Origin of the sequence: Runella sp., from assembly GCF_965279615.1 — a bacterium.
Lineage (GTDB): Bacteria > Bacteroidota > Bacteroidia > Cytophagales > Spirosomataceae > Runella.
This window is the reverse complement of the sequence record NZ_OZ257252.1, coordinates 2,017,588-2,039,173: the sequence shown is the minus strand read 5'-3', so window position 1 is coordinate 2,039,173 and position 21,586 is coordinate 2,017,588. Positions and strand designations below refer to the sequence as shown.

At 45.5% G+C, this 21,586-nt stretch carries 13 protein-coding genes and 1 tRNA gene; 10 read left to right on the top strand and 4 right to left on the bottom strand.

Annotated features, from left to right (window positions below; translation table 11 throughout):
- Nucleotides 1–254: 254 nt before the first annotated feature.
- From ACQY73_RS09020 to ACQY73_RS09000, 5 genes are all read left to right on the top strand, one after another.
- Nucleotides 255–2,612, top strand: a complete 2,358-nt coding sequence (locus ACQY73_RS09020; protein WP_428664440.1) for a DUF1549 domain-containing protein — start codon at nucleotides 255–257, stop codon at nucleotides 2,610–2,612.
- Nucleotides 2,613–2,831: 219 nt separating this feature from the next.
- The gene (locus ACQY73_RS09015) at nucleotides 2,832–4,265 is read left to right on the top strand and encodes a DUF1501 domain-containing protein (RefSeq protein ID WP_428664437.1); all 1,434 of its coding nucleotides are present in this window, start codon (nucleotides 2,832–2,834) and stop codon (nucleotides 4,263–4,265) included.
- A gap of 82 nt (nucleotides 4,266–4,347) precedes the next feature.
- Complete coding sequence (locus ACQY73_RS09010; RefSeq protein ID WP_428664434.1) at nucleotides 4,348–6,672, top strand: PSD1 and planctomycete cytochrome C domain-containing protein; 2,325 nt, start codon at nucleotides 4,348–4,350, stop codon at nucleotides 6,670–6,672.
- A 34-nt stretch (nucleotides 6,673–6,706) separates the two neighbouring features.
- The gene (locus tag ACQY73_RS09005) at nucleotides 6,707–8,161 is read left to right on the top strand and encodes a DUF1501 domain-containing protein (protein WP_428664431.1); all 1,455 of its coding nucleotides are present in this window, start codon (nucleotides 6,707–6,709) and stop codon (nucleotides 8,159–8,161) included.
- A 205-nt stretch (nucleotides 8,162–8,366) separates the two neighbouring features.
- Entirely contained in the window at nucleotides 8,367–10,535 is a 2,169-nt protein-coding gene (locus tag ACQY73_RS09000) for a c-type cytochrome domain-containing protein (protein WP_428664429.1), read from the top strand.
- Nucleotides 10,536–10,578: 43 nt separating this feature from the next.
- On the opposite strand, the gene ACQY73_RS08995 is transcribed toward ACQY73_RS09000, so the two are convergent.
- The 4 genes from ACQY73_RS08995 to rsmI form a co-directional block, all read right to left on the bottom strand.
- Nucleotides 10,579–12,330, bottom strand: coding sequence for an SMP-30/gluconolactonase/LRE family protein (locus tag ACQY73_RS08995; protein WP_428664426.1), 1,752 nt, complete (start codon nucleotides 12,328–12,330; stop codon nucleotides 10,579–10,581).
- 153 nt (nucleotides 12,331–12,483) lie between these two features.
- The gene (locus ACQY73_RS08990) at nucleotides 12,484–13,332 is read right to left on the bottom strand and encodes an inositol monophosphatase family protein (protein WP_428664423.1); all 849 of its coding nucleotides are present in this window, start codon (nucleotides 13,330–13,332) and stop codon (nucleotides 12,484–12,486) included.
- A 101-nt stretch (nucleotides 13,333–13,433) separates the two neighbouring features.
- The gene (locus ACQY73_RS08985; RefSeq protein ID WP_428664420.1) at nucleotides 13,434–14,762 is read right to left on the bottom strand and encodes a DUF4105 domain-containing protein; all 1,329 of its coding nucleotides are present in this window, start codon (nucleotides 14,760–14,762) and stop codon (nucleotides 13,434–13,436) included.
- Nucleotides 14,728–15,402, bottom strand: coding sequence for a 16S rRNA (cytidine(1402)-2'-O)-methyltransferase (gene rsmI, locus ACQY73_RS08980; RefSeq protein WP_428664418.1), 675 nt, complete (start codon nucleotides 15,400–15,402; stop codon nucleotides 14,728–14,730). The genes ACQY73_RS08985 and rsmI overlap by 35 nt, the downstream gene beginning before the upstream one ends.
- 389 nt (nucleotides 15,403–15,791) lie before the next feature.
- On the opposite strand from rsmI, the gene ACQY73_RS08975 reads away from it, so the two are divergent.
- From ACQY73_RS08975 to ACQY73_RS08955, 5 genes are all read left to right on the top strand, one after another.
- Entirely contained in the window at nucleotides 15,792–19,127 is a 3,336-nt protein-coding gene (locus ACQY73_RS08975; protein ID WP_428664415.1) for a TonB-dependent receptor, read from the top strand.
- Between the two features lie 53 nt (nucleotides 19,128–19,180).
- Nucleotides 19,181–19,894 carry a DUF5662 family protein gene (locus ACQY73_RS08970; protein WP_428664413.1) on the top strand — a complete coding sequence of 238 codons (714 nt, stop codon included), beginning with the start codon at nucleotides 19,181–19,183 and terminating at the stop codon, nucleotides 19,892–19,894.
- 194 nt (nucleotides 19,895–20,088) lie between these two features.
- Nucleotides 20,089–20,466 carry a response regulator gene (locus tag ACQY73_RS08965; protein WP_428664410.1) on the top strand — a complete coding sequence of 126 codons (378 nt, stop codon included), beginning with the start codon at nucleotides 20,089–20,091 and terminating at the stop codon, nucleotides 20,464–20,466.
- A gap of 83 nt (nucleotides 20,467–20,549) precedes the next feature.
- Nucleotides 20,550–21,311: an MBL fold metallo-hydrolase gene (locus tag ACQY73_RS08960; RefSeq protein WP_428664407.1), complete on the top strand. Its 762-nt coding sequence runs from the start codon at nucleotides 20,550–20,552 to the stop codon at nucleotides 21,309–21,311.
- 156 nt (nucleotides 21,312–21,467) lie between these two features.
- A tRNA-Arg gene (locus ACQY73_RS08955) sits at nucleotides 21,468–21,541 on the top strand.
- The last annotated feature ends 45 nt before the right edge of the window (nucleotides 21,542–21,586 follow it).

The window sequence follows — 21,586 nt, the reverse complement described above, 5'->3', positions numbered from 1 at the left end:
ACGCAGCAGGATTAATTCTTGCTGCGTTTTTTATTTTGTTATGGTCTTTGGAGCAATCAAAGTATTTATTATCTGAAAACAACTGTTTCGACAACACAATCGAAGAGGATTAAATAAGTAGGATTTAGCAAGTCAATGCTCTTTTATAAGTAGTACATTTACGAGAAGTTGCGGTATATAACAAGGAATATTCCACCTTCAGCGACAGGTACTTTTCAATCGATTTCACAACTTTTATCTTTTTGTTTAAAACCGTGCAGGAAACAACGGAAATCTTCTGGCTTTGGCAGTTTTTAGGTCGATTACACCCATTGATCGTCCACTTTCCCATCAGCTTGCTTTTTGTAGCGTTAGTATTGGAAATGATGAGTTGGCGGCGCAAATCTGCTGAATTGAGGGCCGGTATCAGTGCGTTGGTGTGGATCGGAGCCGTTAGTGCTGTGGTAGCGGTGGTGTTGGGTTTGCTGTTAGCCAACCAGGAAGAATACGGCGGAGACACCGTTGCTATCCATCAATGGTCAGGTATCACTACCATGCTTTTCTCGGTAATTGCAGTGATTGCCCTTCGTTTTGGGCGTACCAATCTCTACAAAAGTATGCTTTTTCTGACGGTTGGCGGCGTAACGATAGCAGGACATTACGGAGCGTTGTTGACCCACGGAGACGATTACCTTTCAAGCGTACTTCCTTTTAATAAAACCTCGGGAGGTACTGCCGGAGGTGGCGCAAATTTTACGTTTGCCAATACCAATCAACCGCTTACGCAGGAACAGATCGTGGAGTTGAACGTAGAAGTGCGGTCTATTTTTGCCCACAATTGTTACAGTTGCCACAGCGCGACCAAAACAAAAGGAGAATTACGGCTTGATAAAAAAGAGTTTATCTTTCAGGGCGGTGAAGACGGCCCCGTCATCGTGGCGGGCGCTCCCGATAAAAGTGAATTGATTCGAAGAGTTACGCTCCCAACGGGTCACAAAGAAGCCATGCCAACCAAAGGCAAAAGGCTGAGTGAGAAGGAGGTTGCCTTGCTGGAATTTTGGATAAAACAAGGTGCGCCGTGGCCCGATGGCCCTGAGAAAAGTATCTACCGCGTAGCGGCTTTGGAACCTCGCCTACCGGTATTGCCCCCTGCTACGGCCGAACTTATACAGCCCGTTGATCGCTTGGTCAATGCGTATTTTCAAAAGAATAAAATTGTCTGGAAAAATGTGGTCGATGATCGTACTTATATCCGTAGGGTGTATTTGGATGTGATCGGTTTGCTGCCTTCTCCCGAAAATATTCAGGTGTTCATCGAAGATAATCGCCCCGATAAACGTGAGCAACTGGTTAAAAGTCTGTTGGCCCGAAATGAAGATTATGCCCAACATTGGCTCACATTTTGGAACGATGCTTTGCGTAATGATTATTCAGGAACGGGGTACATTACAGGAGGGCGCTTTAACATCACCAAGTGGCTGTATGCTTCACTTAAAGACAATAAACCGTACAACCTGTTTGTCAAAGAATTAATAAGTCCTACCAAAGAGTCGGCAGGATTTATTAAAGGGATCAAATGGCGCGGAACCATCAACGCCAGCCAGCGCAATGAAATGCAGGCTGCCCAAAACGTAGCCCAGGTTTTTCTGGGACTGAACCTCAAATGCGCGTCTTGCCATGATAGTTTTATCAGCGATTGGAAATTGGAAGATGCGTACGCATTTGCCAATGTGTTTGCCGATACCACCCTTGAGATACACCGTTGCGACAAACCTACGGGTAAATTGGCCGGGCGCGGGATATTGTTTAAAGAATTGGGACAGATCAAAGAAACGCCCATCACCGAAGAAAGACTCAAAGAATTGGCCGAGTTTTTGGTTCAGCCCAAAGACGGTCGCCTTTACCGTACATTGGTCAACAGAGTCTGGGCGCAACTTATGGGGCGCGGCATTGTGGAACCCGTTGATGTTATGGACAATGAGCCGTGGAGTCAGGATCTGCTTGATTGGTTGGCGTCTGATTTTGTGGCCAATGGCTACGATATTAAGAAGTTAATGTATACCATTTTAACTTCTAAAACGTATCAATTGCCTTCCGTTGGCATTAAAGATGCAGGTTTGGTTACTGCACCCGATTTTGTATTTGAAGGAATGGTACGTCGGCGGTTGACAGCTGAACAATTTTCGGATGCTGTGAGCATCGTTTTTAACCCGGTCTACGCCGATACAATGATCGTGTTTAAACAATTGCCGGAAACTATAAAGAAAGAGATCCCTTTTACGCGTGCTTCTTTGGTGCAAAGAGATCCATTTCTGACAGCTTTAGGGCGACCTAACCGAGAAACGGTGAGTACAAGCCGCAACTCACAGGCTAATTTGTTGCAGGCGTTGGAATTGACAAATGGTTCAAAATTCAATGAAGCCCTGAAAAACGGCGCAAAAATCTGGAAAGCAAAATACCCCACGTCCGAAGTATTGGTAAAAGAATTGTACCGAAAATCGTTGGGGCGAGAGCCGTTGCCCAAAGAAATGGCAGCAGCTCAAAAGATCATCGGACCAAGCCCTACCGTTGAAGGAATCCAAGATTTGGTGTGGGCGATGACGTTACATCCTGAGTTTCAGTTAATTTATTAGAAAGGAAAGATAAACGGGAAGTGTGAAATCACGAAAACAACCAAATTCCAAAAAGCCCCGGCGGGGCGCAACCTTTGTAGTAGGATTGATAATTGGATAAAACGAAAACCCCCAATTCCAAAAAGCCCCGGCGGGGCGCAACCATTGTAGATTGGATAAAACGAAAATACCCCCAATTCCAAAAAGCCCCTGAGGGGCGCAACCTTTGTAGGATTTGTCATGAAAAATAGATGGAATAGAAGAGAGTTTCTTCAAAAGACCAGTGCCGCAACGTTGGCCGCATTAGCCGCAAGTGCTCCAATACCAAGTCTTTTATCGGGCTGTAAAAGCAAAGCAATCGGTCAAACGGACGGTACCGCCGATACGGTGATTTTGCTCTGGATGGCAGGCGGCATGGCCCATACCGAAACCTTTGACCCAAAGCGACATACACCGTTTGAAACAGGCATGGAAGGCAATCGGGTATTGAGCACATTCAAACCCATTCCTACCGTTTTGGATGGCATCCATTTCTCCGAAGGGCTTCAGTCCATCGGAAAAGTGATGGACAAAGGCACCTTGATTCGGTCGTATGTGGCAGCGGATATGGGTCATATTTTGCATTCGCGCCATCAGTATCACTGGCATACCTGTTATGAGCCACCGCAAACGGTCGCTGCGCCGCACCTGGGCGCGTGGATCGCAAAAGAACTGGGCCCAAAGAACCCCGTTATCCCGGCCTTTATTGATATCGGTCAACGGTTTACGGTCGGGGAGGCCGAAGAATTGAAAGCATTTCACACGGCCGGATTTTTAGGCAATGAATTTGGGCCGTTCTTTATTCCGGACCCCAGTCAGGGCTTGGAAAGTGTGCGCCCGCCCGTTGGGATGGACGCCAAGCGTTTTGAACGCCGAAATCAACTGTACAACGACCTGATCAGTAATAGCCCCGTGGGCGAGTTTGGCAGTGATTACCAAAAAGAATCGCTCAAACGCTCTATGGAACAGGCCTATATGCTGCTCAACTCGCCCGAAGCCAAGGCGTTCAATTTGAGTACAGAGCCTAAAGAAAGCTATGATATTTATAATACCGGCCGCTTTGGATTAGGCTGTTTATTGGCCCGACGTTTGACCGAACAAGGCGCTCGTTTCATCAGCGTGACTACCGAATACGAGCCTTTCTTTGGCTGGGATACGCACGAAAACGGGCATACCCGTTTGGAAAAAATGAAACAAATGATTGACGGCCCCGTAGCTCAACTTGTCAAAGATTTGGATAAGTCGGGGCATTTGGATCGTACGATGATTATTTTGGCCAGCGAGTTTAGCAGGGATATGATGGTCGAAGGCCGCCCCGATGCCAAAGTACTTGAACAGGTCAATCAGCCTGATATTCTTTCTGATATGAAGTTTTACGGAATGCATCGCCATTTTACCGACGGCGGTTCGGTGTTGATGTTTGGAGGAGGCACCAAAAAAGGGTTTGTGTATGGAAAAACAGCCGATGAACGTCCGTGTAAAACCATCGAAAATCCTATCAAGATCGACGGCCTTCACCAAACCATTTACCATGCCTTAGGGATTGCGCCTGATACTCAGTATGAAATTGAGAAGCGCCCCTTTTATACAACACCCGACGGTAAGGGAAAGGCAGTCTTGGATTTATTAACCTGAAACCAAAAAAGTATCGGAGATGCCCGACCTTAATGCAGTGCCGGATTTATTGACTTGAAACTAAATCTAAAAAGCATCGGAGATGCGCAACCTTTGTATAATTTTATTAGCAGGAATCTTAGGGTATTTGCAATCATGCACCAATACCTCAACGACGCAGGCCACGCAGGAGCATATTCCTGATCGTGTCAGCTATAATTTTGACATTCGCCCCATTCTTTCGGACAAATGTTTAACCTGCCACGGACCCGATGCGAATAAAAGACAAGCCGGTTTGCGACTTGACGACCCCGAAAGTGCCTTTAGTGCGTTGAAAGAACATCCGTCTGCGCATGCTATTGTGGCCGGGGAACCGCAGCTTTCGGAAGTTTTTTTGCGGATTTCTACCAAAGATACCAGCAAGATGATGCCGCCGTCAGGGTCTAATTTAAAACTGTCACCGCACGAGATTTCGCTCATTGAGAAATGGATAAAGCAAGGTGCCAAGTACGAAAAACACTGGGCATTTGTAGCCCCTAAAAAGCCTACTTTGCCGGAAGTAAAAAAAGAAGATTGGCCTAAAAATGAGATTGACTATTTTGTTCTGCACAAACAGGAACAAAAAGGATTTAGCCCCAACGAAGAAGCCGACAAAGAACGTCTGTTGAAGCGTGTCAGCCTTGACTTGACCGGATTGCCGCCAACGCTGAAAATGATGGATGCTTTTCTGGCCGACAAGTCTCCCAACGCTTACGAAAAAGTAGTGGATGAGTTGTTCAAAAATCCTGCGTATGGCGAAAAAATGGCGGTTTATTGGTTGGATCTGGCCCGCTATGCCGATTCACATGGGTATCAGGATGATGGTTACCGGACCCAATGGCCCTGGCGAGACTGGGTGATTCATGCGTTGAATACCAATATGCCTTACGATCAGTTTGTTACGTGGCAATTGGCGGGCGATTTACTTCCCAATAAAGACAATGTCGCGCTCTATAAACAGCAACTTTTAGCGACGGGTTTTAACCGAAATCACAAAATTACGGAAGAGGGCGGCGTCATTCCTGAAGAGTACCGCATCAGTTATGTGACCGACCGAAATGATTTGTTTGGCAAAGCATTTTTGGGCATGACGTTGGAATGCGCTCATTGCCATGACCATAAATACGACCCTTTTTCCCAAAAAGAATATTACCAACTTTTCGCCTTTTTTAACAGCGTCAGCGAAGTAGGCATTGAATCGGTGATCGGCGGACCGGAAACGTATGCGAAAAAACCGTTGATGGAAATCAGCAATGACGACGTTAAAAATATCCTGAAATTCATCAATAAGCCCGATACAAACCGCCTGATCGTGTCGGTCATGAGCGATTTGGACACCATGCGCAAAACGCATATTCTGCGACGCGGAGCGTACGATGCGCCCGGCGATGAAGTCCAACCCAACACACCGAACTTTATCCTTCCTTTTAATAAATCGTTTCCCAAAAACCGATTGGGGTTGGCAAAATGGTTGGTCGATAAGCAAAATCCGCTCACGGCGCGGGTTTTTGTCAATCAGGTATGGCAGGAATTTTTCGGAAAAGGCATTGTGAAAACTTCCGGCGATTTTGGAATGCAAGGAGAATTGCCTTCGCATCCTGAACTGCTCAATTGGCTGGCGGTCGATTTTATGGAACACGGTTGGAACATCAAACGGCTCGTCAAACAATTGGTACTATCGGCTACGTATCGACAATCGGCGATAGTTACGCCCGAAAAACTGGCCGCCGATCCTGAGAATATTCTGTTGGCTCGTGCGCCGCGCTACCGTGTCAATGCTGAATTCGTTAGGGATGTGGTATTATCGAGCAGTGGTTTATTGGTCGGAAAGATCGGCGGTCCCAGTGTAAAACCGTATCAGCCAGCAGGTTTGTGGGAAGGTGCTACGTCGGGCCGTGGATTGCTTTCGATGTATACTCAAGATCACGGCGCAAGTCTCTACCGTCGAGGAATGTACACGCTTATTAAGCGTACGGTGCCGCCGCCGGCCATGAGTATTTTTGATGCCAGCAATCGTGATCTGTGCGAAGTAAAACGCCTGAAAACCAATACCCCTTTGCAGGCATTGGTGATGATGAACGACCCAACGGTATTGGAAGCGTCGCGCGTATTGGCGGCGAAGTTATTGCAGGAAAACGGCTCTGCGCAAGACAAAATCTCGAAAGCATTTCGCCTCATTGTGTGCCGAAAGCCGACCGAGAAAGAAGTGTTGATCTTGACTTCTTATTACGAAAAAGAACTCAAAAAAATAAACAAATCAAGCGCCGAAAAACTACTGGCAGTGGGCGAATATCCCATTCCTGCCCAATTGGATAAAACACAATTGGCGGCTTTGATGCGCATTGTTAATACCATTTATAATCTGGAAGAAACGATTACTAAGTCGTAAGAGTGAGGAGTAAGAAATAAGTTACGCCAACATCATGGAAAAAGAATTTTTAGAACATGGTCTGACCTTTAACCGTCGGCGCTTCCTGTCCACGATGAGTTTGGGACTGGGAAGTGTGGCGTTGGGTTCATTGATGATCCCCAATCTGCTCAATGGCGGCGAAGTAGACGAAGCGGGTTTTGTGCCGGGCATTCCACATTTTGCGCCCAAAGCCAAGCGGGTCATTTATCTGTTCCAAAACGGTGCCCCTTCGCAGTTTGAAACCTTTGATTTTAAGCCCAAACTGTGCGAAATGATGGGACAGGAACTGCCGCCTTCCGTGCGGGGTACTCAGCGCCTTACGGGCATGACGGCCAACCAGGCGTCGTTTCCGTTGGCCGGCTCATTTGTGGATTTTAAACAATACGGTCAATCGGGCGCATGGATAAGTGACTTGCTGCCCTATACGTCCAAAATCGTGGACGATCTGTGCATTGTCAAATCCATGTATACCGAAGCCATCAATCATGATCCTGCCCTTACGTTTTTTCAGACGGGCTCTCAACAGGGCAATCGCCCCAGCATGGGTGCGTGGCTGAGTTATGGCTTAGGAAATGAAAATAAAAACTTGCCCGATTTTACCGTTTTGCTTTCACGCGGTATTGGCAACGGGCAGGGAGTTTACTCTAAACTTTGGTCCAATGGTTTTCTGGATTCCATTCATCAAGGTGTGCAGTTCAGCAAAGGAGAAGACCCTGTACTCTATCTCCGCGACCCTGAGGGCATGGATCGAGCGGCCCGCCGCGAAATGCTGGACAATTTATCGGAACTGAACCAACTTTCCTATAATGAATTTGGCGACCCTGAAATTGCAGCTAAAGTAAAGCAATATGAGATGGCTTATCGCATGCAAACGGCGGTGCCTGAGGTGATGGATCTGTCAAAAGAGCCCGACGATATTGTGAAGTTGTACGGCCCGGATTGTTTGGTGCCCGGCACGTATGCGGCCAATTGTCTGTTGGCGCGCAAATTGTCGGAAAACGGCGTTCGTTTTGTGCAATTGTATCATCAGGGTTGGGATCAACATGGCAATCTCCCGTTTGAAATCACCAGTCAGGCCAAAGACGTAGACCAAGCTTCGGCAGCTTTAGTAACTGATCTGAAACAGCGCGGCTTATTGGACGAAACATTGGTCATTTGGGGGGGAGAATTTGGTCGTACCAGTTACAGTCAGGGGAAATTAACAACCGATAATTATGGCCGTGACCACCATCCGCGCTGTTTTACCATTTGGATGGCCGGCGGTGGTATCAAACCCGGAATCGTTTACGGAGATACAGATGAGGTAGGGTATAATGTTAGCAAAAATCCGGTACATGTGCATGATTTTCAGGCCACAGTGCTGCATCTGTTGGGGCTGAATCACGAAAAACTTATTTTCAAACATTTGGGCCGAAGATACCGTCTGACGGATGTATCGGGAAAAGTAGTGCGCGATATTATTAGCTAAAAAGCCTCGGAACGGTCCGCCGCGCGGAGGCATAACCTTTGTAGGTTGGTAAAAAATATCAACAACGTTCAAAAAAGCCTCGGAACGGTCCGCCGCGCGGAGGCGCAACCTTTGTAGGTTGGTAAACAATATCAACAACGTTCAAAAAAGCCTCGGAACGGTCCGCCGCGCGGAGGCGCACCATTTGTAACTCTGTCGCCAATAAATGATTCGAAAGTTCAAATACATTGCCGAGCAGGCAGTAATTGTGTTCGCGATTTTTATCGTTTTCTTGCTGCTCTTTGAAAGCAAACTGGTAATACCCGTTTGGCTGCAACCTATCGGACGAATGCACCCGATGCTTCTTCATTTTCCTATCGTACTTATGCTTTTAGCGTTGGGAATGGAGTTTTTTCGGTTCAATCCTGCCAATTCCAATAATACATTCTACCGTACATTTTTGACCAATTTCTGGCTGATCGGGATTTTGTTGGCGGGAATGACGGTCATCATGGGGCTGTTTTTGTCGAAAGAACCCGGATACGAAGGGGAAGTTTTGCCTTGGCATAAATGGACAGGAATTGCCGCTTTTTTTCTTGCCGCTATCGGGTATTGGTGCCGAACAATGTCGTGGTATCAGGCACCTATTGCCAAAGGATTGGCATTGGTTACATCTTTATTGGTGGTGTTGGCAGGACATTACGGCGCTGTGTTGACCCACGGTGACAATTTCATTACTGCGCCTGTGCTCAAATCTGCGCCCGTTTCGTTGGATGAGGCGATTGTGTTTAATGACGTAATTCAACCCATTTTAGAACAAAAATGCGTAAGTTGCCATAATCCTGACAAGCTGAAAGGTGAACTTGTTTTGACCAATCGCCAATCCATTTTGAAGGGCGGTAAAACAGGAAAATTGTTTGTGGCGGGCCAACCTGAGATCAGTCTGTTGTTGCAACGCATTCATTTGCCTTCGGAAGATAAAAAACACATGCCGCCGTTGGGCAAATCTCAACTGAATCCACAGGAAATTGCGTTACTGTCGTTATGGATAAAAGCCAATGCAGACTTTACAAAGAAAGTAAAAGAATTGCCGGCCAACGATTCGTTAAGAGTCATTGCAAGTTCTTTTTTGTCGCCCGGACAATCCGAAGAAGCTACCTTCGATTTTGCAGCGGCGGATGAAGAAACCATTCAGAAGTTGACAACAGAATTTCGCAGTATTGCGCCTTTGGCGCGGGAATCACCCGCTTTGGCGGTCAATTTTTTTAATAAAAGTGCTTATACTTCTCAAAAATTAAAGGAATTGGAGGAGATCAAAAAGCAGGTGGTATTTCTGAATCTGGCCAAAATGCCCGTGAAAGATGCTGACCTTGCCCAACTCACCGCATTTGAAAACCTGCAAAAACTGGAACTGAATTTTACAGATATTACCGGAAAAGGGCTGAAAGAACTGACGAAACTGAAACAACTCAAAAATTTGTCACTTTCCGGTACAAAGGTGAATTTTAAGGACTTACAGGCAGTTATTCCGAGTTTTAAAAGTCTCAATACCGTGGTGGTCTGGAATACAGAATTGACGCTTTCGGAGATTCAACAATTGCAGAAAACCTATCCGAACATTCGATTTATTGAAGGATTTAAAGACGATGGCAGCAATCCCATTAAGTTGAATCCGCCGCAGGTTAAAAACAAATCGACCATTTTCAATGAACCGCTGTTGGTCCAATTGAGTCATCCCGTTAAAGGCGTTCAAATTCGATACACTACCGACGGCACCGAGCCTGACAGCATCAAATCTCCTTTGTTTACCAACCAAACACTCATCAAAGAAAGCACGAGCATCCGCGCCAAAGCCTACAAAAATGGCTGGTTTGGCAGTGATGCCGCTGATTTTGATTTTTTCAAAAGAACGTATAAACCGGACAGCGCACACTTATTGTTACCACTCAATCGAGTACACCAAGCCGATGGCGCCAATACCTTTTTTGACGGCAAATTAGGCACTTTCAACGCCAATAGCCCTGCTTGGGCCAACAATTGGGCGGGAGTACGGAACAATGACTTGGCCTTGGTTGCCGAATTTAAAAAGCCGATTTTGCTTTCATCGGTGGAATTACGCATCATGGAAGAAACCGAGACGGGCATTTTCCCTCCCGAAGCCATCGAAGTTTGGGGCGGAAATTCGCCTGATCAACTGAAAAAAATCGCGGTGCTGAAACCAAGCATGCCGACCAAATACCGTACCCATTTGTTACAATCAGTGGGAGGGAAGTTTAAACCCCAAACGATTTCTTATTTGAAAATTGTCGCAAAGCCATTGGCGAAAATGCCTCAATGGCACGGCAGCAAAGACCGGCCGGCTTTATTACTGGTAGATGAGATGTTTTTTAATTAAAACAGACTTGCCAAGTGTCCAACACTTGGCAAGTCTCATGCAATCATAACCTCGGCGCGGTGGGTTTATTGGGTTTATCCCACGCATTTGCTCCTTTTACTTTCACTTTTCGTTTATAAACTTTATCGCCGCAGGTAGCGTAAAGGATGTCAAAATTCTCTCCTCCGAAACAAATATTGGAGACATCGCCATTAGGTGTTGGAAGGATAGCATTGACACGCCCGGCCTGATCGCACACCTGAATGCCCAATCGCGTAGCCACGTACAGACGCCCGTCGCGGTCGGTTTTGAGACCGTCGGAACCGGCATCGTCGAAGTTGTCCGGAGCATGTATCCAGTAATATTTTTGTTTGTTGGCCAGTGTTCCGTCGGGTAAAATGGAATAACTGTACACCCAATGCGAGTGATCATCGGCTACATACAGAAGCGTTTGATCGGGAGAGAGGGTGATGCCGTTGGCAAAATGAAGGCCGTTGTCCACTTCCACTTTCTCGCCGTTGGGCCGAATAAGCCATACTTTGCTCTTTACATTGGCGTCGGAGGAAGGGTTGGTTACATAGGTATTTCCGTTGTTGGCAACCACAATGTCATTTCCGGCAAAACCGTCTGCTAATTTAACAGCCTTGCCATCAGCACTGTATACCATTACTTTTTTGGCATTCATGGCCGCGGCATACATTTTTCCGTCGGGACCAAAAGCCTGCCCATAGACATTGCCCGAATTTTTGGCGAATGAAGTTAGTTTGCCGTCCAAACTAACTTTCCAGATATTTCCCGCCGGGCCGTCATCAAAAAATACTTCTCCTTTGGCATTAGACGTTGGGCCTTCGGAAAATTTGTACCCTTCGCCCACGAGTTGCCAGCCTTCGTTGGGCAGTAAAATATCGTTCAGCATGGGATTTTTGGTAGCGCCTGTTTTAACGGGCTGCGGCCAATCTTTCCACAAATACCGCATGGCGTCGGGAAAGATCGCGGTTCCGTGTTTGCCGTTATGGGCGCCTTCGCCCCAAACGTGCTGTACTTCATAACCCGAAAAAATAAGCGATCTTTCAATGGTTTGATTGGCCATCCACCAGTCGCCGGCGTAAATATTATTATCGTTGGCTCCATCTTGGAGAAATATACGGAGCGGTTTGGGTTCGTATTTTCGTAAGAGCGTATGGTAGCGGTCTGCACCGCGTAAGCCAACGTATGTACCAATAGCACTAAATACCCGACTAAATGCGTCAGGACGCTCCCAAGCGGCCGTAAAAGCGCACACCGCACCGCTGCTTGAACCGCCAATGGCGCGGTCGTTGCCGCTTTTGGAAAGTTTTATGGTGCGGCCATCGGAGGTTTTCTTGGTTTCCACCTCAGGGAGAAGTTCTTCCAATAGAAAACGGGCATAATTATCACCCAAACCGTCGTATTCAAAACTGCGATTGAAGCGGTCGAGGGCAGCATCGGGAGTGGTTGCTTTTACACGACCGTGCATCACAAAAACCCCGATCGTAACGGGCATTTCTTTTTTGTGGATCAGGTTATCAAATACGGCGGGAGCCTGCCATTGCACCCCGTCCTGATTTACGTAGACACAGGCGGGTTTGGAAGCATCGTATTGGGCGGGAACATAGACCCAATATTCCCGCCAAGTGCCGGGGAAAATTTTTGAATTTTCGAACGTAAATTTAAGGATTTCTCCTTTGGGAACGCCTTCTTTTACCTGTGCGTCGGGATGGACAGGGTATTCTTCGGGCGTTTGGGCAAGAAGGGAAAAGGGAGTAAGAAAAAAGAAGGAAAGGATGAAAGCTTTCATGAAATAACAGTTGATTGTTAATCACTTAAAGCCCGGTATTATTTATAATTACCTTCGCCGAACTTGGAAAGTTTTGGAAATCGTAAGACATGCCAAGACCGGGCGTCCCCGACTGAGCGTCCCCGTTTTAAAAACTTGGCATGTCTTACAACGTTACTCCCAATGCTTTTGAATTACTTCCAACAACTCCGTCTGTGCAGCACAGCCGGCAATGACATCACCGCCAAAGAGCCAATCCTGCCCACCTGAAAAATCAGTGATCTGACCTCCTGCTTCTAAAATAAGAAGTGCGCCCGCAGCCATGTCCCAAGAGTTAAGATTATATTCATAGAATGCTTCAAAGCGTCCGGCTGCCACATAGGCCAAGTCGATGGCTGCCGCGCCCATGCGTCGAAGTCCATGACAGCTTTGCATGAGCGTTTCCAACACTTTGAGGTATCTGTCCTGTTTTTCAAATTTGTAATACGGAAAGCCGGTGGCCAACAGGCTGTCGCCCAAGGTTGTTGCTGCCGATACTTTCAGGCGAGTGGCATTTTGGAGGAAAGACTCATCCAATGGCAAGCCGCCCAACATATAGCGCAAACTAAGGCTCCACGCACCACCGCCTTGCCAACCGAAAAAAAGCTCTTCCGTTCCCAGATGATAGATCACACCGGCGATGGGTATTTTATTCTTTACCAATCCCACGCTGACGCAATAAACGGGCAGGCTGTGAATGAAATTGGCGGTGCCGTCGAGTGGGTCAATGACCCAATAGAGTTCGTCGGGATTTGATTCTTCGCCGGCGGTGCCTTCTTCCGTAATGAAACCTGCGTCGGGCAAGATTTGGCGCAAGCCGGTCACCAGAAGCTTTTCCGTTTCTTTATCTACATACGAAACCAAATTATTGGCGGCTTTATATTCCGTTTGCGCACGGTCAAACTTGGCAGCTTCCTGTTTGATAAATGCCCCTGCCTGACGGACGATTTCTATGGTTTGGTGGGTGAGGAGTTCGAGGTTCATATACGCTCGTTTAAATTTTTCGATTTCGTTGGGATCTTGTGATTTGAAGATAGGTATGATTTGACAGAAACAATCGATTTTAGATTATATGATCTATGTATCTATTTGGCTGCAAGGCGTTTGCGTAAAAAGTTAAGTCTGGCTATTACAGCAATGATAAAAAGTTCTGATCCGCGAGGGATGGCGGAATCTCCCCAAAAGAAATTATCAGCTATGGAAACGGCCAAAGCTAAACCAACAGCGACCAGACTTGCACCTATAAAATAAGATGCCCAAGGACGTTTGATGAAGTAGATAAATGGTAAATAAAATGGCATAACCCACAGTAAATTAAAATTCCAGGCCGTTACGCCGTGGTCAGTAGCGACCCATAAGAGAAATAAAACCCAACCGGCCAAACCGATGATAGAGAAGAAAATTTTGTCAAACAAAAACGTAACCTTTTGTTGCTTTTGCTGCCTGTACATAAGCAGTATAATTAAAATTCCTAAAAGATGAAAAATTGCCATTGGGCTGTAAAGTATTTCCCACCAATTGCTGCTCTCAGGTTTCGGTGATTTTGTAAATAGATCTTTGTATTCCGCTACGGCCTTTTGTCCGCCGATGGTCGCCAACTCAATGTGTTGCTGTAAATTGTCAGGAAGATACATTTCTTCCTGAACCGAGGCTTTTCGGTCAGAAGGTAAACCGATGGCTAAATTCATCCCAAATTTTGACCAAGGCTTATCACCAAGATACTTATTCATCCACCATCGAAAACTCTTCAACATTCCGTCTTTGGCTACAGTATTTCGACTAAATACCAGACTGTCACCACAGGCAGCATTCAGAGCGTCGCGCAGGCGGGTAGCGCAGTTGTCGTAAAAGAACTTATAGGCATACTGCCGATTTTGGGGCAGGTAATTATTTTCTAAAAAATCGAAAAGCTTCTGCTTTTGATTTTGGGAAAGATTCAATACTTGCTCCGTTACACTGCGATTTTCAGCCTGTGCACCATACATGGTGTGATACATGGGCGAAACAGAAAGTTGATAGGGGAGAGTGCCGCGCAGAAATTTGATGTAAAACCCTTCAGTCCTGAAATCAAAGGTTCCGTAGTTATAAACACGGTCAATGCCCTGCATCGGGTCGGAGACCCACAGTGCATTGTGACCAAAACTGCTGTATAACTCTTCGCCCGGTGATACAGTAATGAGGCTCACTTTGGCCTCTTTGGTCAGGGGCTGGGCAAAGAGTGTAGGGTGTAGAGTGTAGAGTGGAAAGAAAATCACGAGAAAGAGCAAGGCTCTTTGGACCGCGGTACGCTTTGTAGCGGCAGGCGCGAGGTGCGGTTGGGCAGACGCGAGGCCTGCCCCTACAGCCTTTAACCTTTTTCCTTTAACCTTTACACTTTTTTTAAGGTTTCCCTGCAACAACGATAACGATTTCACCTTTGATTGTTTTTTCGGCAAAATAAGCAATAATTTCCGTTAAAGTTCCACGAACAGTCTCTTCATAAAGTTTTGTTAATTCTCTCGAAACAGACGCCTGACGTTCGGCACCGAAGTATTCCGCAAACTGTTCCAATGATTTCAGAAGCCGGTGGGGCGACTCGTAAAAGATCATCGTGCGCTCTTCTACTTTCAGTTCTGTAAGGCGCGTTTGGCGACCTTTTTTGTGAGGAAGAAAACCTTCAAATGTAAAGCGGTCGGTTGGCAGACCGGAATTGACCAAGGCAGGCACAAAAGCCGTTGGTCCGGGCAGACATTCAATGTCAATGCCGTTTTTGAGGCATTCGCGCACCAATAAAAAACCCGGGTCCGACACCGCCGGCGTACCGGCGTCGGAGACCAGGGCCATGGTTTCACCTTTCAGAATACGCTGAATGATGCGCTGCACCGTTTGATGTTCATTATGAATATGATAGCTCTGCAGGGGTTTGCTGATGCCCAAATGCTTAAGCAAATGGCCCGAAGTGCGGGTATCTTCGGCCAAAATAACATCTGCATTTTTCAGAACATTGATGGCCCGCAGCGTAATATCTTCTAAATTGCCGATAGGCGTAGGGACCAGATAAAGTTTTGGATTCACAGTTTATGGTAATTTATAGCGTCATTTAGTTTAATAAGGCAATTTGTACGATTTCAAGGTGTTAACAAATAGATTTTATTGCGCTAGGCAACCGGCCGGGTTACGTTTGATTTGGGCAAAAAAACCTATTTCCGGCCAAAATAAGGGCAAAAAAGTTCTTAACAATTATTTAAAACAGCAATTTGGAAAAATAACGATAAAAAAATGGATTATTCCAATGAATCAAGCTTTTACGACCGCTAACCTACTATTTTCTTTGGAAATGGCTTTTGTTTGTCCCATAAATTTCTTGTTTCTTTGCAGCGAATTTTGACATCAATCAACTGATTTTACCAAACACAATTCTAACTAAAATTCCCAAATTTATGAATGTTAAACATTTACGAAGGATGAGAGTAATAATTGCACTTTTCGCAGTCGTAACCTCTCTTTTTATGGGTTTATCTGACGTGCAGGCTCAGGTTACGGCCTCTTCGATTCGTGGTCTTGTGAAAGACGACAAGGGTGCTGAACTGCCGGGAGCCACCGTTGTAGCTACTCACTTACCTTCCGGATCAAAGTACGGTACGGTTACCAACGAAAAAGGCCGGTATGTATTACCGTCCGTTCGTGTGGGCGGTCCTTATAAAGTTACTGTTACGTTTGTTGGCTTTAAAGAACAATCAAAAGAAGACATCGTTGCCAGTTTGGGTGCTTCTTCTGATGCTAACTTTACATTGGTTGAAGACGGAAAAGAAATTCAGGAAATTGTCGTAACGAGCAGTCGTTCGGATATTTTCTCTTCAGGCCGTACCGGTGCCGCTGCTACTTTAGGGCTTAATGCGGTTAACAGTTTACCTACTATCGGTCGTACCATCGACGATATCACAAAATATAACGCTTACAGCAACGGTCGTTCATTTGCAGGTCAAGATGCCCGTTTGAACAACTTTACCATTGACGGCGCGGTATTTAACAACGGTTTCGGCTTGGGTAACTCAGCGCAGGCGGGTGGTCGTACCGGAACAACGGCTGTATCTCTTGATGCGATCGAACAAGTTCAGATTAACATCGCTCCTTTTGATGTACGTCAATCAGGTTTTGCCGGTGCGGGTATCAATGCCGTAACTCGCTCAGGAACAAACGAAGTGACGGGTTCTGCGTATTATCTTACCAGAGGAAGCGGTTTAGTGGGTAAAGAAGCCGCCGGAGAAAAGTTGCCAACGGTTAATATCAATGAAAAAACGTTTGGTTTCCGTATTGGTGCGCCGATCATCAAGGATAAGTTGTTCATTTTTGCCAACTTCGAAAACTTTACCAGTTCTACACCTGCTACTACTTGGGTGGCGGCTCGTCCGGGAGCAGCGGGTAACGTTTCCCGCGTAACTGCAGAGGATCTGACCGATATTGCCAATTTCATGAAGACCAACTTCAATTATGAATCAGGCGCTATTGACAATTTTAATAATGAAGTTAAAAGTACCAAAGGGCTGGTTCGTTTGGACTATAACATCAACAACAGCAATAAATTAACGTTGCGTTACTCGCATCATAATTCACAATCCGGGGCCATCATCAGCAACAGTAACAGTAGTAACACCGCAGGTAACGGTAACCGTACCAACTCTTCGTTGGCATTGTCACCTGAAAATACCGGTTACCTCATTGCCGATAACACGCGCTCTTTAGTAGCTGAATTGAACTCTAACTTTGGCGGCAAATTTGCCAACAACTTCATTGCTACTTATAATAAGCAAATTGAAGACCGTCAGTACAAAAACGATATCTTCCCAACGATCGATATTCTGAAAGACGGAAGTACCTATACTTCTACGGGTTTTGACCCTTTTACCCCAAACAACAAACTAAACTACTCAACGTTGAACATTACCAACAACCTGAGTTACTTTGCGGGTAAGCATACGTTAACATTAGGTCTGTCGTATGAGCACTATACGTCAAACAACGTATTCTTCCCTTCTTCAAACGGGGTATATGTATTTAACTCGATCGCTGATTTCAAAACAGCATTGCTGGCTTACAAAGCTAATCCAAGCTTGACTACTTCGCCGGTTACGATGGCTCGTTTCAACTATCGTTATTCATTGTTACCTGATGGAGCTGAGCCTTTGCAGACATTGAAACAATCAACGTATTCAGCATATGTACAGGATGAATTCCAAGTAACGGATAAATTTAAACTGACCGGCGGTGTTCGTTTTGACATGTTTGATTACAATGATGACTTGGCAAAAGACTTTAACAACCCTGTAGTAGCCGGTTTGACTTATAAAGACGAAAACGGTAAGGATCTGAAAGTAAGCACAGGTGCTTTCCCAAGCAATAAACTTTTGGTATCTCCTCGTATCGGTTTCAACTTGGACGTAAAAGGAGATAAAACAACTCAGATCAGAGGTGGTACCGGTATCTTTGTATCACGTATTCCTCAGGTATTGGTTTCTAACCAATTGGGTAACAACGGGGTGAACACAGCGGTATTGAACTTTACCAATACAACTGCCTATCCGTTTACGTTGGACCCATCTCGTTATAAGCCAACCACCACCGATATTACAAAACTTCCTGCATACGTAATCAACGCATCGGTAGACGGTTTGAAAAACCCCGTCATTTGGAAATCTAACCTGGCCATTGACCAAAGATTGCCTTGGGGATTGATCGGGACATTGGAAGGTATCTATAACAAAAACGTTCAGGCACTTCGTTACATTGACGGAAACCTGAAAGGTCCAAGCAGCACATTGAGCGGTCCGGATACACGCGGTCGCTTCCCTGCTTCGGGATTGTCAGGTACAGCGGTTAACCCTGCCCGTTTTATCAATGCTGCCAACACCAACGCGTTTATCCTGACCAACACCAAAGAAGGATATTCATACTCTTTCACGGCTAAATTGGAAAAAACGGCCAGCAGAGGATTCAGCGGAATGTTGGGCTATACATACGCTTTAGCCAAAGATCTACAGTCAGTAGCCAGTACGGTATTGGCTAACATCCCAACTGTAGCCGGTCAAAATTATTTGACTCCTTCATGGTCTGACAACGACCTGCGTCACCGTTTTGTAGGATACCTTAACTACCGCATCAACTATGGCGGCAAATTGGGAGGTTCTACCATGTTTACGCTTGGAATGGTTTCTAACAGCGGATTCAAGATATCTTATACTTCAGGAAGCGATATTAATGGCGACGGACAAACCAACGACCTTATCTTTGTACCAAACAAAGCGTCTGACCTGACATTTACTTCATTGACCACCGGTTCAGGAGCTACCGCTAAAACCTTCACTCCTGACCAACAGGCGGCTGCTTTCGATGCATACATCGATAAAGATCCTTACCTGAAATCACGTCGCGGACAATATGCAGAACGTAACGGTGCGGCTGTGCCTTGGTTGACCCGTTTTGACTTTACCGTTGAGCAGGACTTCTTTGTAGCGGTTGGTTCAAAAGGAAAGAAAAACATTATTCGTCTTCGTTTTGACGTGTTGAACGTAGGTAACTTGCTTAACAACAAGTGGGGTGTCGCTAAAACATCAACCACTACCAATCCATTGACAATGGCAAGCATCAGTGCAACGGGTGTTCCTACGTATCGTTTGGCTACGCAAACGATAACCAACAACGGCACCAGCGAAGTTATCTTATTGCGTGATGCATTTGTGAACAGTATCAACGTAAACAACGTATGGCAAGGCCAATTCGGTATTCGTTATATTTTTAACTAGTATCAGTCGTTTATCAATACAAAAAGATCCCACGCTTTAAACGTGGGATTTTTTTGTATCAACAACTGCAAAAAGAGATGGATAAAAAACAGGTATTTTCGGACTTGATTTTCCCACCATTCTGTAATGGAGATAAGCAGCTCTCCGCTGAGTTGACAGCGTTGTTATATCAACGATTTATAGTGGAGAACAGCAGCTATCAGAGCACCAGTGTATGGCATATCGTCGAAAGCTACTTCATCGGTAAAGTGATTCCGCACAAAATAGAAGTGCGTAAGGCCGGATTGGAGCTGTTGGAGCACAATTGGTTTGTCAAGCTACTGTCTCTGTCAGATTATTCTGTCTCCGAAAACCCTGTTGAGACGTTTAAATACAACCTGTTCATTCACGACCTTTCAAAATTTTCGTTGAACGAAGCTTATGGCTACGCCATTCATGATTTCAAAAATCCGGAGCCAACGTTATCCATTTTTAAGAATGCCTGGCATCATCACAAAATAAACAACCCTCATCATCCCGAATACTGGTTTGATGTAGGAAGAGACGGTAAAACGACACCGCTGCCCATGCCCGGTATCTATGTTGCCGAAATGGTAGCCGACTGGATGGGAGCCTCACGGAGCTATGGTCAAAATTTGGAGGAATGGCTGTCAAAAAACGTATCTCAATACCTATTTCACCCTTACACGGCGACGTTGTTACACAATTGTCTTTCCGAAATGGGCTTTAAAGTTCAAAACAACGGACAGCAATTGTCGATTAATTAAAAGTCTGACCTGTTCAAAGAATAGTTACCATACTTGTTTTTTGAAGGAATACAGGTCGTTTTTTGGAAGCAGTTCGTTGGTTTTGCAATTTTTACATTTTTCTGTTTTTCAGTTTCTGATTTTTCTGTTTCTTAGTGTCACATTTCTTTGTTCTTTTGCAGGGAATACAGTAAACAACCAAAACATAATATACCATGTCGCAAAAGCGCGTTCTCATCGCTGAGGATAGTTCCGTAATCCAAAACTTAGCCCGTAAGATTTTGGAATTTCAAAATTATGAAATCACAGCCGTCAAAAACGGTGAGCAAGTAATGCAAATTGTAGACAAAGAAGATTTTGACATCGTTTTGCTCGACATCAACATGCCAATCATGGATGGGATGGAGTGCGTAAAAGCCATCAGAGCATTGGGCGATAAGAAAAAGTCAAACTTGCCGGTCGTGGCCATCACGGGCAATGCCAAAAATTATTCGGAAGAAGAATTTAAATCGGCAGGCTTCAACGATGTGCTGGTGAAGCCGCTCAACTTCGACCGTCTTGTGGAAATTGTAAATGAATTAACGGAAGAGTAAAAATAAGGAGCCGGAAATCAGGAGACAGGAGAGCGAAATGTTAAACTCCTGTCTTCTGTCTCCTCACTCCTCGCTCCTGAAAAATGCTTGTCACCCTCTTAGGTACCGGAACATCTTCGGGCGTGCCGCTGATTGGCTGTAGCTGTGAGGTATGCCGTTCACTGGACTACCGCGACAAGCGACTGCGGGTTTCAGTCTATTTGGAAGTTAATGGGCACCATTTTGTGATTGATACCGGCCCGGATTTTCGTCAACAGATATTGCAGGAAGGAATTGATCAATTGGACGCTGTAATTTTCACGCATCAGCACAAAGACCATACGGCGGGTCTTGATGATGTTCGCGCGTTTAATTTTCTTCAACAGCGTGATATGCCCGTTTATGGCCGCGCCGAAGTGCTGGAACAACTGCATCGGGAATTTGAGTATGTTTTTGCCGAACATCGTTATCCCGGCATTCCCCGACTGCAACTTCACGAAATTACAAACATGCCTTTTGAGGTCAAAGGCGTCACCTTTGTCCCGATTGATGTATTGCACCACAAGCTTCCTGTATTTGGCTTTCGAGTGGAGAATTTTGCGTATCTCACCGACGTAAATCATATACCCGAATCTGAGCAGGCCAAACTGAAAGGATTGGATATACTGGTGCTGGGAGCACTCCAACGCGATCAGCATATTTCCCATTATTCTTTAGACCAAGCATTGAACATGGTCGAGCGACTGCAACCCAAAATGACCTATTTTACGCATCTCAGTCATAAAATGGGCAAACATTCGGAGGTAGAAAAAGAATTGCCCCCCACTATTCGATTGGGATACGACGGCCTTAGGCTTAAATTGTAGCAGACGTAAAATGTAAGCGCAATTTTTTTTGTATTTAAAGCAATTGATTATCAGTCAGGAAGCAAATTTTTTAGAAATTTTACGTATTCCGCGTTTGGATTTTATATAAAACCAGCTACCTTTGCAGTCCCAAAACAATGGGAACAATAACGAATCGGATGCGTAGCTCAATTGGATAGAGCACCTGACTACGGATCAGGAGGTTTGGGGTTCGAATCCCTACGCGTCCACAACTTAGTAAAGCTAAGTATAACAAACGTATTGAAAAACGCGCT

Bases quoted from the DNA above. Each gene is read 5' to 3' on its own strand.
- ACQY73_RS09015 (WP_428664437.1), top strand. From the start codon at position 2,832: ATGAAAAATAGATGGAATAGAAGAGAGTTTCTTCAAAAGACCAGTGCC.
- ACQY73_RS09010 (WP_428664434.1), top strand. From the start codon at position 4,348: ATGCGCAACCTTTGTATAATTTTATTAGCAGGAATCTTAGGGTATTTG.
- ACQY73_RS09005 (WP_428664431.1), top strand. From the start codon at position 6,707: ATGGAAAAAGAATTTTTAGAACATGGTCTGACCTTTAACCGTCGGCGC.
- ACQY73_RS09000 (WP_428664429.1), top strand. From the start codon at position 8,367: ATGATTCGAAAGTTCAAATACATTGCCGAGCAGGCAGTAATTGTGTTC.
- ACQY73_RS08995 (WP_428664426.1), bottom strand. From the start codon at position 12,330: ATGAAAGCTTTCATCCTTTCCTTCTTTTTTCTTACTCCCTTTTCCCTT.
- ACQY73_RS08990 (WP_428664423.1), bottom strand. From the start codon at position 13,332: ATGAACCTCGAACTCCTCACCCACCAAACCATAGAAATCGTCCGTCAG.
- ACQY73_RS08975 (WP_428664415.1), top strand. From the start codon at position 15,792: ATGAGAGTAATAATTGCACTTTTCGCAGTCGTAACCTCTCTTTTTATG.
- ACQY73_RS08965 (WP_428664410.1), top strand. From the start codon at position 20,089: ATGTCGCAAAAGCGCGTTCTCATCGCTGAGGATAGTTCCGTAATCCAA.
- ACQY73_RS08960 (WP_428664407.1), top strand. From the start codon at position 20,550: ATGCTTGTCACCCTCTTAGGTACCGGAACATCTTCGGGCGTGCCGCTG.